General features: G+C 44.5%; 16 protein-coding genes and 1 other RNA gene. 5 read left to right on the forward strand and 12 right to left on the reverse strand.

Annotation, left to right across the window (positions count from 1 at the left end; all coding sequences use genetic code 11):
- Positions 1 to 298: 298 nt before the first annotated feature.
- Genes dolP through Xinn_RS14290 form a run of 4 tightly spaced genes read right to left on the reverse strand, consistent with a single transcriptional unit; the run spans position 299 to position 3883 of the window.
- A complete protein-coding gene (dolP, locus tag Xinn_RS14275; RefSeq protein WP_086954472.1) occupies positions 299 to 874 on the reverse strand; it encodes a division/outer membrane stress-associated lipid-binding lipoprotein in 576 nt (191 codons plus the stop codon).
- A gap of 11 nt (positions 875 to 885) precedes the next feature.
- On the reverse strand, positions 886 to 1476 hold the full coding sequence (gene diaA, locus Xinn_RS14280; protein WP_086954471.1) for a DnaA initiator-associating protein DiaA: 591 nt from the start codon (positions 1474 to 1476) through the stop codon (positions 886 to 888).
- Between the two features lie 38 nt (positions 1477 to 1514).
- Entirely contained in the window at positions 1515 to 1904 is a 390-nt protein-coding gene (locus tag Xinn_RS14285) for a YraN family protein (RefSeq protein WP_086954470.1), read from the reverse strand.
- 29 nt (positions 1905 to 1933) lie between these two features.
- A complete protein-coding gene (locus Xinn_RS14290; protein ID WP_086954469.1) occupies positions 1934 to 3883 on the reverse strand; it encodes a penicillin-binding protein activator in 1950 nt (649 codons plus the stop codon).
- 63 nt (positions 3884 to 3946) lie between these two features.
- Here Xinn_RS14290 and rsmI point away from each other — a divergent pair, with 63 nt between their 5' ends.
- Positions 3947 to 4813 carry a 16S rRNA (cytidine(1402)-2'-O)-methyltransferase gene (gene rsmI / locus Xinn_RS14295; protein WP_086954468.1) on the forward strand — a complete coding sequence of 289 codons (867 nt, stop codon included), beginning with the start codon at positions 3947 to 3949 and terminating at the stop codon, positions 4811 to 4813.
- A gap of 49 nt (positions 4814 to 4862) precedes the next feature.
- An RNA gene (rnpB, locus tag Xinn_RS14300) (RNase P RNA component class A) lies at positions 4863 to 5246 on the forward strand.
- 46 nt (positions 5247 to 5292) lie between these two features.
- Here the strand turns inward: rnpB and Xinn_RS14305 are convergent.
- Entirely contained in the window at positions 5293 to 6015 is a 723-nt protein-coding gene (locus tag Xinn_RS14305; RefSeq protein WP_086954467.1) for a pirin family protein, read from the reverse strand.
- A gap of 127 nt (positions 6016 to 6142) precedes the next feature.
- On the opposite strand from Xinn_RS14305, the gene Xinn_RS14310 reads away from it, so the two are divergent.
- The gene (locus Xinn_RS14310) at positions 6143 to 7033 is read left to right on the forward strand and encodes a LysR family transcriptional regulator (protein ID WP_086954466.1); all 891 of its coding nucleotides are present in this window, start codon (positions 6143 to 6145) and stop codon (positions 7031 to 7033) included.
- Positions 7034 to 7098: 65 nt separating this feature from the next.
- On the opposite strand, the gene Xinn_RS14315 is transcribed toward Xinn_RS14310, so the two are convergent.
- The 5 genes from Xinn_RS14315 to Xinn_RS14335 all read right to left on the reverse strand — a co-directional run bounded on the left by Xinn_RS14315 (position 7099) and on the right by Xinn_RS14335 (position 9575).
- Positions 7099 to 7494, reverse strand: a complete 396-nt coding sequence (locus Xinn_RS14315; protein WP_086954465.1) for a DoxX family protein — start codon at positions 7492 to 7494, stop codon at positions 7099 to 7101.
- 207 nt (positions 7495 to 7701) lie between these two features.
- The gene (locus Xinn_RS14320) at positions 7702 to 7995 is read right to left on the reverse strand and encodes a YqjK-like family protein (protein ID WP_086954464.1); all 294 of its coding nucleotides are present in this window, start codon (positions 7993 to 7995) and stop codon (positions 7702 to 7704) included.
- Entirely contained in the window at positions 7988 to 8386 is a 399-nt protein-coding gene (locus Xinn_RS14325; protein ID WP_086954463.1) for a phage holin family protein, read from the reverse strand. The genes Xinn_RS14320 and Xinn_RS14325 overlap by 8 nt, the downstream gene beginning before the upstream one ends.
- Before the next feature lies 1 nt (position 8387).
- Positions 8388 to 8693, reverse strand: a complete 306-nt coding sequence (locus Xinn_RS14330) for an ElaB/YgaM/YqjD family protein (RefSeq protein WP_086954462.1) — start codon at positions 8691 to 8693, stop codon at positions 8388 to 8390.
- Between the two features lie 213 nt (positions 8694 to 8906).
- Positions 8907 to 9575 (reverse strand): DedA family protein, encoded by a 669-nt coding sequence (locus tag Xinn_RS14335; protein WP_086954461.1) that lies wholly within the window; start codon positions 9573 to 9575, stop codon positions 8907 to 8909.
- Positions 9576 to 10317: 742 nt separating this feature from the next.
- Between Xinn_RS14335 and sstT the strand changes: the two genes are divergently transcribed.
- Positions 10318 to 11565 (forward strand): serine/threonine transporter SstT, encoded by a 1248-nt coding sequence (gene sstT, locus Xinn_RS14340; protein WP_086954460.1) that lies wholly within the window; start codon positions 10318 to 10320, stop codon positions 11563 to 11565.
- 120 nt (positions 11566 to 11685) lie between these two features.
- Here the strand turns inward: sstT and Xinn_RS14345 are convergent, their stop codons facing one another.
- Complete coding sequence (locus Xinn_RS14345) at positions 11686 to 13707, reverse strand: NADPH-dependent 2,4-dienoyl-CoA reductase (RefSeq protein WP_086954459.1); 2022 nt, start codon at positions 13705 to 13707, stop codon at positions 11686 to 11688.
- 379 nt (positions 13708 to 14086) lie between these two features.
- Here Xinn_RS14345 and Xinn_RS14350 point away from each other — a divergent pair, with 379 nt between their 5' ends.
- Positions 14087 to 14683: a GNAT family N-acetyltransferase gene (locus Xinn_RS14350; RefSeq protein ID WP_086956511.1), complete on the forward strand. Its 597-nt coding sequence runs from the start codon at positions 14087 to 14089 to the stop codon at positions 14681 to 14683.
- A gap of 56 nt (positions 14684 to 14739) precedes the next feature.
- On the opposite strand, the gene Xinn_RS14355 is transcribed toward Xinn_RS14350, so the two are convergent.
- Positions 14740 to 15684, reverse strand: a complete 945-nt coding sequence (locus tag Xinn_RS14355; RefSeq protein ID WP_086954458.1) for a VirK/YbjX family protein — start codon at positions 15682 to 15684, stop codon at positions 14740 to 14742.
- Positions 15685 to 15991 lie beyond the last annotated feature (307 nt).

The following is a 15991-nucleotide window of genomic DNA, read 5'->3' on the forward strand; positions in this document are numbered from 1 at the left end:
ATTGACTGCTGGCGCTTTCCACATAAAAAATTAGGGGTATCTGATGGTCATTGAAACGGTGTGCTAATTAACCATAAAACTTAATGGTTTTCAAGCTCGTTTGATGAGGTTATCAAATGCAGAATGTACCACTAGGTGCATAGATAACTATGTGACCGGTGATCAGTGACCGGGGTGAGCGAGCACAACCAACAAAGAGTCAGCTTGAAAGACGAAATGTATAGAACTACAAGCAAAGCAGCTCTGTTTCGATGCTGCCATGCTTGTAAAATAACCCGGGGCTAATTTGAGATAGGTATTAATTGAGATAGGTAAATGCGGTGGTTACACGTTTAACGCCATCCGTTTCACTGGCAATTTTCGCCGCATCAGCGCCTTCCTGTCTGGTCACAATTCCGAATAAAAAGACTTCGCCATTTTCAGACACCACTTTGATATTTGATGATTTCACCGCATCACTGGCCAGAATTTTCGAACGTACTTTCGTGGTCAGCCAGGTATCTAAAGATGCAGCACCGAGAGAAACGGGATCTCCCTGCCTGACTTCGTTGTAGACGACACTGACCCCTTCAGTTTTCGATGCGATTTGTTTTGCCCGTTCTGCCAGCTGCATATTCGGGCTTTGCCCGGTTAACAGTACCTTACCCTGATAGACTGTTGTGATGATACGGGCCTGAGATTTAATTTGTGGATCTTTGCTGATGGCATTGCTGACACGGGCTTCCAGCGTTGTATCGTCCACCTGCTGCCCAACAGTCCGTGGATCTGTCCCTGCTTTGGTGGCAATTGCGGCAGAGCCTACGAGAGCTGCCCCAATACACCCCTGTAGCAACATTGTGCTGCAAAATATCAGTAATAGAGAGAATAACCGCATTATTTGGCTCCTTAGTCATCCTGATGAGGAAATAAAGTATTGTCGATTAAGTCACACAGACAGTTAATTGTCAGCATATGAACCTCCTGAATTCTGACACTGTGGTGGGAAGGTATACGGATTTCCACATCTTGTGGCCCCAATAATCCTGCTAACTCACCGCCATCGAAACCTGTCAGTGCAACAATAGTCATATCGCGGGTAACGGCAGCTTCTACTGCTTTAATGATAGTCCGGCTGTTACCATGCGTAGAAATAGCCAGCAGAACATCCCCGGTCTGCCCCAAAGCACGAACCTGTTTAGCGTAGATTTCTTCCGGCTGCCTACTGCCAGCGATGGCTGTAATCACGACATTATCAGCATTCAGTGACAATGCTGGCAGACTTGGCCGCTCTGTTTCAAATCTATTTATCATACTGGCGGCAAAACGCTGCGCTGTCGCGGCGGACCCGCCATTACCACAGCACAGGATCTTGTTGCCATTCAGCAATGATTGAACCAGCATCATGGCAGCACGTGAGATTGCGTCGGGTAATGCCTCTGCTGCTGCGATTTGTGTTTGAATACTTTCAGTAAAGCAGACTTTAATTCTATCCAGCACGTTATGACCTATATTATTGATAATATATTTATTGAAATTCAGAACCTATCAGATAGGTTTTCATTTAAATTGAACGCATCTTTCAGCCATTCAAATTTCTGATCGGTAATGGCGCAAACATCAAAGCGACAGGCCGCAGTATCAAAAGATTCGTGGCGCTGGTAAAGCCAGACTGAAGCCGTATGCAATAATTTTCTGCGTTTGCTCCGGGTAATTGTAGCAATGGCATCACCATATTGTGCATTTCGACGGAAACGAACCTCAACGAAAACCCAGACCTGCTTGTCACGCATGATCAGATCGATTTCTCCGCCACGAATTTTCACATTCTGTGCGATAAACACAAGCCCCTGCTTTTGCAGAAACTGTTTAACCTGCTGTTCGTAATGGCATCCCTGCGCGTAACGATTATGTTGAGGCTTTTTCATCCTGAAATGACCACAAAAGAAAATGTTATTTATCGAACTGACGGTACAGTATCCACATTCTGCCCCGTGCTATTGCCCGTAGCCGGATTATTTGTGCCGTTATTCAGCGTACTGTCACTATTTCCGGCTGTGTTATTTTCTGTTATCCGGCTCTCCAGCATAATGCGCCCATTGTTGAATTGCATCCACGGTAACTGGCGGGATATTGTACAGTCAGTTGTGATGGAGAGTTCACCGGATTCCCCATGCATACTGAACCCGCTGGCGTGTTGTAGCTGGACAAAATGATTAGCCAGCGACCAGGCGTCGATTCCCATTGCGTAGAGGCGCATCAGAGAGTAATCATTCCCGAATTTACCGGCAGCCTGTCTTATCAGCGGAACATTTGCTCCCGTCAGTAGCGGGATATCGCTGAACTGCATACCATCCATTTCCAGACGGAAATCCGGGCCTGCATCAGCTTTATTACTGCGTGAACTGGCATAAAGCGCTGGTTTTTTGCGGGAGCTGATTGCCATATCAATCATCGGTTTGATAACGGTCAGTTCCTCAGTTGTCGCAACAATATAAACCGCATCAACCGGGCCGCGTGATGTGCTGGTGACAGCAATGGACGAATTATTACCGGATGGTGACGTATTAAACTGAGTTTCATCAGCATCAGGATTGCTGACTGAAATTGCTGTTCCTGACATACGGATACCGACACCCCGGTTCATGGATTGCCTCATTTCCGTTACTGTACCGAAGGATTGCTGTAATACTTCGGAGCCACCTAATTTCTGCCACTCAGTTGCAAAGGCATTTGCCACTCTGCTACCTAGTACTGAGCGTGGCACTAATACCAGTGGATGATGTTTCTGCTGTTGCCAGATATGCTGAGCCGCGCTTTTCGCTTCATCCTCGGGGGACAGGGAGAAGTAACAAAAATTGGGATGAAATTGTGTTGTATCCGGTTTATTCAATGCCAGAATATTTAACGAAGTATTTGTCTGTACTAACTGCTCTACCTGAGGTTTCAGTAGTGGGCCGACTATCAGAGTCACGCCGTCCTGCTCTGCCTGTGTCAGCAGCTCGGCCAAAGGCTTGCTGTCGGTATCATAGATTTTCACTTCTTGATGATTGACAGGAACTGAATTAATGGTGAATTGCCCTGCCGTATCCGTACCTTCGGAGTGTTCAGAATAGTGCTCTGGGTTGTCAGTATTTGCCATATCCGTTTCAGCCGTATCAACGGCTGTCGCCTGATCGGTTCCCTCGGTACTGGCAGTGGTGCTGGCAACAAGATTAGCATCCACAGGGCTATTATCAGCAGCATCAGTAAGCGTTGCAGGTGATTGGCTTACAGACAACTGATTTACTGGTAACTCAGGCTTTGGCAGCCCTTTTTGCGCATCCAGAAACCCCTGACGAATCGCGTCACCAAATGCTTTGGCCTGACCGCTCAAAGGCAGGAAAAGCCCGATATTAGTCTGTTGCTCGTTAGTGGCATACAACATTTGTTGCAACGGAGAAGGTAAGCTTTGAGCAGCCGGGTTTTCTGGATAGCGAATTTGCCAGTCCCGAATGGCAGAACGAAGTTTTTCCGTGTCCTGCTTATTGGTCTGATAAGCATTGAGCAAGTCGAGCCAGCCCTGAAGTGTGTATTCATTGGCATTAATTGCCAGTTCGCTGAGTTGCTGGGTGGTGAGATGAGTCAGCGCCTGCCATGTATCATCAATATTTTTCTGGTGTGCGGCTTCATTTTCCGTGTCTGGTTCCAGAGCAATATAAGCACGGATGACATCCAGAGAAGGCTGGTTGCCCGCATTATCAATAATCGCCTGATAGCGGTTAATCTCTGCGCTGATCTTGTCTTGTGGCTCAGAAGGTGGTTGCCCTTGTGGTGTAGGCATGGTACACCCTGCAATAATCATAGTTGTCAGCAATGCTGTGCAGACTAAACCAGTTTTGAAACGCACAAAAATTGAGGGAAGCATACTGTATCCAGTGATGTTTTTTTCAAAGATGCTCAATTTTAAATCGGTCATTCGGATGAAACAATGAATCAAACCAATCGAGCAGTGGTTACGACATCTACGCTGTATGTTGTGCCAACCCCTATCGGAAATCTGGGGGATATCACTCAGCGTGCACTTGAAGTTCTTAAACATGTCGATCTGATTGCTGCCGAAGATACGCGACATACCGGCCTGTTACTTCAACATTTTGCCATTAATGCGCGCATGTTCGCACTTCATGATCATAATGAACAGCAGAAAGCAGATCAATTGATTGCGAAATTACAACAGGGTTTAAGTATTGCACTTGTGTCAGATGCCGGAACGCCGTTAATCAATGATCCGGGTTATCACCTTGTTCGCCGTTGTCGTGAAGCCGGTATTAATGTTGTTCCGCTACCGGGGCCTTGTGCGGCAATTACGGCGCTATCTGCCGCCGGTCTGCCTTCCGATCGTTTTTGCTATGAAGGTTTTCTGCCTGCCAAAAGTAAAGGTCGTCAGGATGTGTTGCGTGATTTGGCTCAGGAAGTGCGGACAATTATTTTCTATGAATCCACGCATCGTTTGCTGGACAGTTTAGAAGATATCGTTGAAGTCTGGGGAGCAGATCGCTATGTAGTGTTGGCGCGAGAGCTGACGAAAACATGGGAATCTATTCAGGGAATGCCTGCGGGAGAATTACTGGCGTGGATCAGGGAAGATGAAACCCGTCGGCGGGGAGAAATGGTGCTGATTGTTGAGGGATATCACAAACCCGCAGATGACAGCCTCCCGCCGGAAGCCTTACGGACACTGGCATTACTGCAAAAAGAACTGCCGTTGAAGAAAGCAGCAGCTTTGGCCGCAGAGATCCACGGGGTGAAGAAAAATGCCCTGTATCGCTATGCGCTTGAGCAGAACGAAGCTTGAAAGACGAAAGGTATATACATCAGGGGATAAACCCCTTATAATCCGCGCCGGAGTTGGCTAGACAGTCGCTGCTTTACTGTTCTTTTCGGAGAAGAGTAAAGGGGAGGAAAGTCCGGGCTCCACAGGGCAGGGTGCCAGATAACGTCTGGGGGGTGAAAGCCTACGACCAGTGCAACAGAGAGCAAACCGCCGATGGCTCACTTTTCTTCGTAAAAGCTGAGATCAGGTAAGGGTGAAAGGGTGCGGTAAGAGCGCACCGCGCGGCTGGTAACAGTCCGTGGCACGGTAAACTCCACCCGGAGCAAGACCAAATAGAGGTTCACATGGTACGGCCCGTATCGAACCCGGGTAGGTTGCTTGAGCCAGCGCGTAAGTTCTGGCCTAGATGAATGATTGTCCACGACAGAACCCGGCTTATCGGCCAACTCCACAGATTCAGCCCTATAAAGCATCTGCTTTATAGGGCTTCTTCTTTTTAGTCAGAAAGATTGATCTTCCAAATCGATTAGCAGCCCCTGAAATGCAGAAGCTGCCCGCAGATTTAGTTGCGTTTCATCCTGAATAAATATTCCATCCCCACACCTGATACTGGCATGAGTCGGATTACCGGTCTGGCTATCTGCGTTAATTTCAGCGTTACCGCTGACAGATTGCAGGTAAGCATGTTTCCCCTGCAAAGACACAGTATGAACCTCACCCGCCTGTAGCATCAGGTAGCTTATCCATACTGATTGCCGCAGATGCATACTGTTTTTCCCGGTGGCAGGCGAAGCCAGCAATGTCAGTGGCTGAGTAGATAATTTTCTGCGTTGTACTGATTGCGGAGCCAGATGCGGTTTGGCATCAAGCCAGATTTGCAGACGATGCAGCGGATTTTTCTTACTGAGATTATGCTCACTGTAGCGTAGATCCTGACGGGCGGAAAATAGCAGGCAGTCACCCTGATGAGCCTGAATGTAATTTCCTGCACTATCACGGTATTCTGCTTCACCCTGTAGAATAATATTCAGGATATCGACATGAGGATACGCTTTTGGCTTGAGTTCTGCTTGCGGAGCCAATATTTCCTGATTAAGTACGCGTAGTGCCCCGTAGTTCAAAAAATTTGGGTCAAAATAGTGACCGAATGAAAAAGTATACTGCGCTTTTAACCAACCGTAATCGGCTTTTCCGCATTGATTTGCTGTTCTGGTTATTATCATGAGTATGTTCTCCTTGCCACACACCGTTAGCCTCAATCTTAATTATCTGGACGTTGAAATGTTAGCCAGTTAATCTGCTCCCTATATTCAAATTTACTGACTGAGAACTTGTGGGTAACGGAAATATATGGGTAAAGAACGAGCATTAACATTGGAATCCCTGCGGGTTATGGATGCAATAGAACGTCGGGGAAGTTTTGCAGCCGCAGCGGATGAGTTGGGAAGAGTACCTTCTGCATTAAGTTATACGATGCAGAAACTGGAAGAAGAACTGGATGTTGTGCTGTTTGACCGCTCCGGGCATCGTACAAAATTTACCAATGTTGGCCGGATGTTGCTCGACAGAGGCCGTGTTCTGCTTGAAGCTGCGGATAAATTGACGGCAGATGCACAGGCACTCGCCCGTGGCTGGGAAACCCATTTAATTATCGTCTGTGAAGCCCTGTTTCCCGTTGAATCTCTCTTTCCCCTTGTGGACAGGCTGGCGAATAAATCGAATACTCAGCTTTCATTAGTGACAGAAGTGTTAGCAGGGGCTTGGGAACGCTTGGAAAACGGCTATGCAGATATTGTAATTGCACCGGATCTTCATTTCAGGGCATCAGCGGAAACTAATTCACGCCCCCTTTACTCCATCAAAAATGTTTATGTTGCCAGTGTGGATCACCCGATTCACCATGAACCGGAACCTTTATCTGATGCCACACGGGTTAAATACCGCGGGATAGCAGTCGCAGATACAGCAAGAGAACGCCCGGTTCTGACCGTTCAGTTGTTGGATAAACAGCCCCGGTTAACGGTCAGTTCATTGGAGGATAAACATCGTGCTCTGTTGGCTGGTCTGGGCGTGGCAACAATGCCGTATCCGATGGTTGAAAAAGATATTTCAGAAGGTCGTCTGCGGGTTGTTGGTTCTGAATATATCCATGAAACCAACATTATTATGGCGTGGAGACGTGATCGGATGGGAGAAGCTAAGGCGTGGTGTCTGCGGGAAATTCCTAAATTATTTAAGTAGCTATTATCAGAAAGCCCCTACTCAGGGGCTTTGTCGTAGTGCGGGTTTTGGCTAATATCAGAAAATTACCAATTCTTCTTTAATATACGGTCAATACTGAATTTTCCCGGTCCCATAATAGCCAGCAACAGATAACCTGCACCGATGGCAAAGTTTTTCAGGAACATCGTCTGGTTCATATCGTCTGAAAAATCATAGTGGAACAGTAGTGCGGTCAGGATGCAGAAAATAAAGCTAAATACTGCTGTAGTACGGGTCAGCAGGCCTAATATAATGGCAATACCGCCCCCGAGTTCAAGTAAGATAGTCAGTGGCAGTAAAATTCCGGGTACGTTCATCGCTTCCATGAATTCTTGTGTGCCTGCATAAGCACTGCCTAATTTCCCATAACCTGCAACAATAAACAGCACAGATATTAAAATACGTGCGACTAATAAACCACTATCTTCAAATTTTTTCATGAATCTCTCCAGCCGTATGTTCTAAAAAGTATAGTTAACTTCATCATTTATTGATGGTATTTTTTGATGGAGAGTATTCTAAGGAGAGGTGTTATCGGTTGATAGTAAGGAATATTAACAATTTACTACAATTTTTTTGAATGAATACCTCAATATACGTAAAGAGATTTGAAAAAGAATAATCCAGTAGTAATCGGGTAAATAGCATTAACGCCTGTTGATGATCATGCGGGCAGTATTGATGAGTTTCCACATACCAAGCAGACGAAGCGACCAGCGATAAAGTTTTTTGGGATGGCGGATACCATAGAACAGTAATATGCCACTGCCGAGAGCAAAATAAGGCCGGAAAGAGAGTAGTGTCTGCCAGCTTTGATCGTAAGAGCGAGTTATGGTGAGCCAACGTTGACCATACTCGGAAAGAGACTTCCGCTGTAGCTGAATTTGTTGCAGTAGTACCTGTTTTCGCTGTTCTCTTTGCAGACGTCGCGACTTATTCATGGTCATTCTCCAACATATTACGATCGATTCTGAGTTGCTCACGGGTAGCATTAAAAAAAGCCAGACGGCGGGATTTCCTGATAGTCCAAATCGTGCCAAGCACGGCGAGAAGCAGCAAAGTTCCTGCGGCAGTGGCGATAATGGTTATCCGGTAGACCGGGTCAACGGTCAGAAAAACCAGTATCAACAAACAGATTATGCCAAGGGCTGCGAATAACAGCGTGAACCCTACCAGCAACAGTAATCTCACCAGCGTGGCGGCTCCCTCTTCCAGCTCAATTGCTGCAAGCTGAACTCGGGTTTCAACCATGCCGATAATCAGAGTTGCCACTCGCCGTAAGGTATTAAATATTCCTTTCCCCGGGCCTTGTGAATGGGGTAATTGCGTCATATCAGCGTCTTGCCAGTAATACACCCAGAACGATACCTACTGCTGCACCGATCCCGATACCAGTCCAGGGATTATCGCGGACATAACTATCAGCACGACCCGCTATTTCTTTGGTCTGGCCTGTAAGTTTATCCCCGGCATCACTGATAACTGTGCGGGCATCTTTCAACATTTTCTCTGCTTTATTACGGATTTTTTCCAGCTCAGCTTTGGATTGATCACCAGAACTATTGAGAACTTCTTCCAGAGTATCTGCAAGGGATTGTAATTCAGCACGTAATTCTTCAGAGTTTTTCTTCTGTGGCATGGAACTCTCCTCATTTATATATACGGTGAATAAATTTCTACCATAGACGGTTTTACAAGGATTTTAAAGGAGTAATGATGAAAAATTATCACATGGTGCGACAGATTAATCCTAAATATGCGGCGGTGACTGTAGCGCAGCGTTGATGATTGTGGCTCAGACCCCTGTAACATGGTGATTCGCAATGGTACAGGGGAAATCAAAGGGGGAGAACTATCGTGTGGAATTATTCGTACGTTTTTTACGCCAGATAAACGTCAGGCTGCCAATTAGACCAATCAGTAACAGACCCACGGGCAACAGCACCAGAAAGTTCATCAGATAGTGTTCATACTCGCGGAATAGGGGGGTTTTGCCGATGGCATAACCCAGAGTCATCAGGATAATGACCCATAAGAAACCACTGAGCCAGTTAAATACCTGAAAGCGTGCATTATTCAGACCGGCAATACCAGCCAGTGTAGGTAATAAGGTTCTGACAAAAGCAATGAAACGGCCGATTAGCAGGGCTGACAGACCGTGGCGATGGAAGAGATTATGAGCACGTTGATGGTAATGAGGAGGAAGGTGAGACAGCCATCCCTGAACTAATTTGGTATTCCCAAGCCACCTTCCCTGAATATAGCCAACCCAGCAACCGAGACTCGCACCCGCAGTAAGAACAATTAATGTAGTGGAAAAATCCATTGTATCCTGAGCTACCAGAACGCCAACTAATATCAGTAAACTATCACCCGGTAAGAATGCGGCGGGTAACACCCCATTTTCCAGAAACAGGATTGTGAATAGCAGAAGGTAAATGGCCCAAACTAATGAGGGGTTGGCCAGTGTTTCGTAATCTTGGTGCCAAAGTGCATAAATAAGGTCTGTTACAATTTCCATCAAATGTTCCTAAAACGCGGGTTAAGGATTACATCTTACTTTTATGGTGTATTTATGACTTATTCATATTGAATAACTATAAAATACAAAAAGTTATATAAGGATTGACAATTAAGTGCCTTCAAGCTCCTTTCAAATGGCATAAATAAATGACCGGGACACTCTAACAAAATCATCAGTAGTGAAACAGAAAATTTTGGTGAGCAATTGAACATTTATATGGATATAAAAATAATATCGTCCAGAGATATCAATTAATTAACTCCGTTACGATATTTGCATAAAATAACGCTGTTTTCTCATTTTCTCTGTTGTGTAGCTATATTCTTGCTTTTTCCAGCCAGAAAAGCCTCTTTTTATCATCTGATAGTAAAAATAATCCATAAATAATTTTGCAGATAATTCCGCTCACAGTGACTATCATTAAAATTGATTATCCATTTAATTAACTGATTATAAAAATAAATTTTTAATTTTATTCTTTTTGAGAACTCATCAATGCCTGATGAAGTAAGAAATATGCAGAATGGATCACACAAACGTGACTATTTTGTTACCACCTGTTGAGTTGGCTGTATATTTTTATTAATTATTATTTTCAGTTCTATGAATTTACCTATACTGAAAAAGCAAACACAAAATCAACAGGCTATATACAATGGATTTCAGGTTGCGTAGCCAACAAAGAGGCAGCTTGAAAGACGAAGTGTATAATTAAGCCTAAATATCAAATGGATAGGCTATGGAAAAACAACAAAAAGGCTTTGTGCAATATATTGTACAGGGAAGCCTAGTCACTCAGATTATTATCGGATTAATAGCAGGGGTATTACTGGCGTGGGCAATGCCTTCCGCCGCTCAGTCAGCCAGCTTATTAGGCGAACTGTTTGTCGGTGCTCTGAAAGCTGTTGCACCGGTTCTGGTGTGGGTTCTGGTTATGTCCTCTATTGCGAATCACAAAAAAGGCCAGAAAACGAATATCAGACCGATTGTTGTTCTCTATATTCTAGGAACCTTTCTTGCTGCTGTTGTGGCTGTTATTGGTAGTACATTATTTCCATCGACATTAATACTGGTGACCAATGATACCCAAATGTCACCACCGGATAATATTGTTGAAGTCCTGAAAGGGGTATTACTCAATATTGTTGCCAACCCAATTGATGCGATATTAAAAGGTAATTACATTGGCATTCTGGCATGGTCGATTGGGTTAGGAATTGCCTTGCGTCATGCGAAAGAATCAACCAAATCAGTCGTGCAGGATCTGGCTGAAGCCGTCACTCAGATTGTTCGCGTTGTTATTCGTCTGGCACCTCTCGGTATTTTTGGGCTGGTTTCTTCTACTGTTGCGACAACAGGGTTTGAGGCGTTACTCGGTTATGTACACTTATTGACTGTACTTTTAGGGTGCATGATTGTGGTTGCGCTGGTTGTTAATCCGCTGATTGTATACTGGAAAATACGTCGCAATCCTTATCCTCTGGTTTTTGACTGCCTGCGCGAAAGTGGCGTAACCGCTTTCTTTACCCGCAGCTCTGCTGCCAATATTCCGGTTAACATGGCTATGTGTCGCCGTATGAATCTGGATGAAGATACGTACTCCGTCTCAATTCCGCTGGGAGCCACGATCAATATGGCTGGTGCCGCTGTGACGATCACGGTATTGACGCTGGCGGCAGTAAATACACTGGGCATATCTGTTGATATTCCAACGGCGATACTGCTGAGTGTGGTCTCTGCAATCGCAGCGTGTGGAGCATCAGGTGTAGCGGGTGGTTCATTATTGTTGATCCCTCTGGCGTGCAGTATGTTCGGTATCTCCAATGAACTTGCCATGCAAGTTGTTGCGGTAGGTTTGATTATTGGTGTGTTGCAGGATTCGGCTGAAACCGGTCTGAACTCTTCAACGGATGTGCTGTTTACTGCGGCTGCCTGTCAGGCTGAAGATGCATCGCGGCGGCAAGGGAGCGAACTTCCGGGCGCATAGATATAGATAATGATGTGACCGAGATGTTCATATAGAAGAGTATTAAAAGTATATAAATAAGAAGGGTGACAATCAGCAGCAGGTTTATTGTCACCCTTCTTCTATTTGTTCGTTATTTTTCTAAATGTTAACTGCCAGTCGGGTTCCCTGATCAATCGCCCGACGGGCATCCAACTCAGCAGCGACATCAGCTCCACCAATCAGGTGTACGCTTTTACCCATAGCCTGTAGTGGCTGATATAGATCTTTCAGTGGTTCCTGTCCGGCACAGATAATCACATTATCGACTTCGAGGCATTGTTGCTCACCTTCACGGCTGATGTGTAACCCCTGATCATCAATTTTCAGATACTGCACACTATTCAGCATAGTGATACCGCGCATTGACAGGCTGGCACGGTGTATCCAGCCGGTTGTTTTACCCAGACCTTCCCCGACTTTCGTTTCTTTACGTTGTAACAGATAAATTTTTCGGGGCGAAAGTTCCATTCGTGCACCTTCTGGCTGTAATCCTCCCCGATGAGTAAGTGTCTGATCGATTCCCCACTCCTGAGAGAATGCGTGGCTGCTCAGGCTGCTGCTCTGCCCGTTTTGGCTCAGATACTCTGCAGTATCAAAACCAATTCCACCGGCACCAATAATGGCAACGCGCGGCCCGACATGGCGTTTATGTTTTAAAACATCCAGATAAGTCAGCACTTTTTCATGATTAATGCCATCAATAGCCGGTGTACGCGGCGTAATACCACTGGCAATCACTACTTCATCAAACGCAGCCAGTTTTTCTATTGTTGCTGTGTGATTGAGTTTGACATCAACACCCGTCAGCGCCAGTTGGCGTTCAAAATAGCGCAGCGTTTCATGGAATTCTTCTTTACCTGGGATCTGTTTGGCAATATTAAATTGGCCGCCAATTTTATTTTCACGCTCAAATAATGTGACATGATGCCCACGACTGGCGGCTGTGGCCGCAAAGGATAAACCGGCAGGCCCGGCACCAACCACGGCAATAGTTTTAGGGATGGTTACGGGTTCAGCAATAAATTCTGTTTCATGACAGGCGCGTGGATTGACCAGACATGAAGTCAGTTTGCCGACAAAAATCCTGTCCAGACAAGCCTGATTACAGCCAATACAGGTGTTGATTTCATCCGCGCGATTTTGTTGCGCTTTCAGCATAAACTCCGCATCGGCAAGGAAAGGGCGTGCCATAGAAACCATATCGGCGCAGCCCTCACTAAGAATCTGCTCGGCAACATGAGGATCGTTGATACGGTTAGTCGTAATCAAAGGAATTGTCACTTTTCCCATCAGTTTTTTGGTAACCCAGCTAAATCCGGCTCTTGGCACCATTGTGGCAATTGTCGGGATACGGGCTTCATGCCAGCCAATACCAGTATTGATAATGGACGCTCCGGCCTGTTCAATAGCCAGTGCCAATTGCTCGATTTCCTGCCAGTCGGAGCCATCCTCCACTAAATCCAGCATGGAAAGGCGGTAAATAATGATGAATTGTTCCCCGACGATAGCGCGCACAGTTTTGACAATCTCTACGGCAAAACGCATACGATTTTCGAAACTGCCTCCCCATTGATCCTGTCGATGGTTAGTGCGGGCAACCAGAAACTGATTGATGAGGTAGCCTTCTGAACCCATGATCTCAACACCATCATATCCGGCTTGCTGCGCCAGTTGCGCACAACGGGCAAAGTCACTGATGGTTTGCTGTATATCCTCTTCAGACATTTCTTTAGGGATAAACGGATTAATCGGAGCCTGAATAGCGGAAGGGGCAACTGGTTTTTTTTGATAGCTGTAACGCCCGGTATGCAGAATTTGGAGAGCAATTTTGCCGCCAGCCTGATGTACTGAATCTGTAATGACCTTATGGTGAGGTAAATCATCTTCACTATTCAGCACACTTGCACCCGCTGCAACTACGCCTTGCGGGTTGGGAGCAATCCCTCCTGTGACAATAAGCGCCACTCCTCCGGCAGCCCGCTCTGCATAGAATTGAGCCAGCCTTCTGGTTCCGTCAGGATGCTCTTCAAGCCCGGTATGCATCGAACCCATCAGAACGCGGTTTTTCAAGGTAGTAAAGCCTAAATCCAGAGGGGTAAATAAGTGAGGATAATTGCTCATTACATTCTCCATCGAATAAATTTGGCGACTCACACATTATTATTGTTTTCAATATAGGTTAGCTATTCGCTAAGTGGTCGGATGAGATTGGTACAAATTTAGACGGTTCCAGTCTGATTGGAATCATTTTGTTAATTGATTGTGACAGATATCATGAAATCATTTTACTCAATAGATTTGATAAGTTAGTTGAATCAAGTTTCAAAATGAAAAAATTTCGCAAAAACACCTCACATCACTTTAATATTTAATTAACTTTTATTTAAGATACTGATAATTTTTTCAGTTACCCTGCCATCGGTAAAAATCAACTTTGTCTATAGGCTGTTTTTAGAAATGGCGCATGGCAGTATTAAAAAAATATAATGATAACAAAACGATGCAAAACATAACTGAACAAGTCACTTTAACGGGACAGTATGTCACTTTAATACCTTTGACACAGGAAAAGCATGATGAATTAGTTAATGCTATTGAAGATGGGGAATTACATCAGTTGTGGTGTGCTAATGTGCCTGCACCGGGTGATCTGAAAGCAGAAATTGAGCGTCGTCTGGATCTGCATGCTCAGGGAAACATGCTGCCTTTTACTGTCATTGACAACCAAAAAAATGTGGCAGTGGGGATGACATCCTATATGAATATTGATGATACTCTTCCCAGACTGGAGATTGGTTCGACTTGGTATGCTAAATCAGCGCAACGTACACCGATTAATACAGAAACAAAATACCTCTTACTGGAATACGCGTTTGAAACACTGGGTTGTCTTGCTGTGGAGATACGTACTCATTTTCTGAATCAGCAGAGTCGCAGAGCAATTGAGCGTTTGGGAGCAAAACTGGATGGTGTTCTGCGTAACCATTTGCGGGCAAAAAATGGTTCAATGAGGGATACTTGTGTATACAGTATGATACTCAGCGAATGGCCCGCCATAAAAAACCACCTTACATGGTTAATGACGAAGCCTCGCTGAATATTGATGCTGTACCAGAAAAATCTCTTTTGATAATGATTAATTATGGATGAGCCTTAATGGGTGAGAGCGCTTTTGATATGGCTTTCTAAATCATCCAGTAACTGATAACGGCGACGATATTCTGATCGTTTTTTACTGGGGATCTCATCCAGTGGTTTTCTTTCAATGACTGAAGGCAGATGAAAATCATTATTATCTTTTCTGGAGCCGCTCAGCGATTCCCAAAATGCATTATAGTCAGCCACCATCAGGTGTTTTTTCTTATGCCAATAGCGGATACTGCGGTAGATGTGAGTTTCATTGCTGACGGCTAATATCTGTTCACAGTTAGTATGTCCGGCAAAATGACAAATAGACTCAATCAATAAACGTTTAGGAAATAAACCGTGACACTCTTTTGTTGCACTGCGGATAATATCCAGAGAATTATCGCCTTTGGCCGGGCCTTGTAATACACCGATAAATAACGTCTGCCTGCCATTAAGTGTTAATAAAGTAAATGCACATTTTGCCAGAATGACATTATCTTCTGTCGTTATATACAAAGATAGCTCACCCTCTTTATTCAGATTATCTAAAGAGTCTATATAGATATTAAATGACTCGTTTTTCCCCTGAATAGTTGCCAGTAAATAAGCATCCGTATTAAATATCTTATTAATAACAACAGGAGCAAGCTGTTGGAATAAAATTTTATAGTGCTCACCAATTGCATGAACAATTTGGCTTCGCTTAAAATTAATACTCAAATATGGACGATGTAATTTACAGGGTAAACTAGGCTGTTTCTTTAAAATATCCAGATAAATAGGTGTACTGGCAATTCTGTCTAATAATTTAAATGTAGAAACAGGCGTAAAAAAGCTACGCAAAGCAAATTTTGCCCGATTGCTGGAAGAGTGCCAATGTAGCCCTGGTGTAATGCGTTTCCCGACAAGGTCGGTAAACAGCTTTATGCCTGAATACGTTTTAGTTTCAGATTGTTGTAGATACTTCATTAGTTATAAAATCCAAAAAATAATAAAAGCAGTGGCGCTATTCTACCACTTTTTTATTGGATATATACTCACCATCTTTCAGATTGTCTCGTTGCTTAGTTTTGGGTATTCACGAGAGTAACTATTTTAGTAAACTGACGGCTATCTATGAGCCCAAGTGTCTTCTGACTTGCGATTGCGATGTTGTGATGAATCTGTCGAATATATCACATTGAATTTAATGTATTCTTTAACTTTATTTTGGTTATTTTTACATAAATTTTCATTTTTTGGCACTTTCAATACAGGCCGACTTTATTTTTAACTG

Source organism: Xenorhabdus innexi (assembly GCF_002632485.1).
GTDB lineage: Bacteria > Pseudomonadota > Gammaproteobacteria > Enterobacterales > Enterobacteriaceae > Xenorhabdus > Xenorhabdus innexi.

Excerpts from the sequence above, each read along its gene's own strand:
- dolP (WP_086954472.1), bottom strand. The coding sequence starts at position 874 with ATGCGGTTATTCTCTCTATTACTGATATTTTGCAGCACAATGTTGCTA.
- Xinn_RS14285 (WP_086954470.1), bottom strand. The coding sequence starts at position 1,904 with ATGAAAAAGCCTCAACATAATCGTTACGCGCAGGGATGCCATTACGAA.
- Xinn_RS14290 (WP_086954469.1), bottom strand. The coding sequence starts at position 3,883 with ATGCTTCCCTCAATTTTTGTGCGTTTCAAAACTGGTTTAGTCTGCACA.
- rsmI (WP_086954468.1), top strand. The coding sequence starts at position 3,947 with ATGAATCAAACCAATCGAGCAGTGGTTACGACATCTACGCTGTATGTT.
- Xinn_RS14305 (WP_086954467.1), bottom strand. The coding sequence starts at position 6,015 with ATGATAATAACCAGAACAGCAAATCAATGCGGAAAAGCCGATTACGGT.
- Xinn_RS14310 (WP_086954466.1), top strand. The coding sequence starts at position 6,143 with ATGGGTAAAGAACGAGCATTAACATTGGAATCCCTGCGGGTTATGGAT.
- Xinn_RS14315 (WP_086954465.1), bottom strand. The coding sequence starts at position 7,494 with ATGAAAAAATTTGAAGATAGTGGTTTATTAGTCGCACGTATTTTAATA.
- Xinn_RS14320 (WP_086954464.1), bottom strand. The coding sequence starts at position 7,995 with ATGAATAAGTCGCGACGTCTGCAAAGAGAACAGCGAAAACAGGTACTA.
- Xinn_RS14325 (WP_086954463.1), bottom strand. The coding sequence starts at position 8,386 with ATGACGCAATTACCCCATTCACAAGGCCCGGGGAAAGGAATATTTAAT.
- Xinn_RS14330 (WP_086954462.1), bottom strand. The coding sequence starts at position 8,693 with ATGCCACAGAAGAAAAACTCTGAAGAATTACGTGCTGAATTACAATCC.
- Xinn_RS14335 (WP_086954461.1), bottom strand. The coding sequence starts at position 9,575 with ATGGAAATTGTAACAGACCTTATTTATGCACTTTGGCACCAAGATTAC.
- sstT (WP_086954460.1), top strand. The coding sequence starts at position 10,318 with ATGGAAAAACAACAAAAAGGCTTTGTGCAATATATTGTACAGGGAAGC.
- Xinn_RS14345 (WP_086954459.1), bottom strand. The coding sequence starts at position 13,707 with ATGAGCAATTATCCTCACTTATTTACCCCTCTGGATTTAGGCTTTACT.
- Xinn_RS14350 (WP_086956511.1), top strand. The coding sequence starts at position 14,087 with ATGCAAAACATAACTGAACAAGTCACTTTAACGGGACAGTATGTCACT.
- Xinn_RS14355 (WP_086954458.1), bottom strand. The coding sequence starts at position 15,684 with ATGAAGTATCTACAACAATCTGAAACTAAAACGTATTCAGGCATAAAG.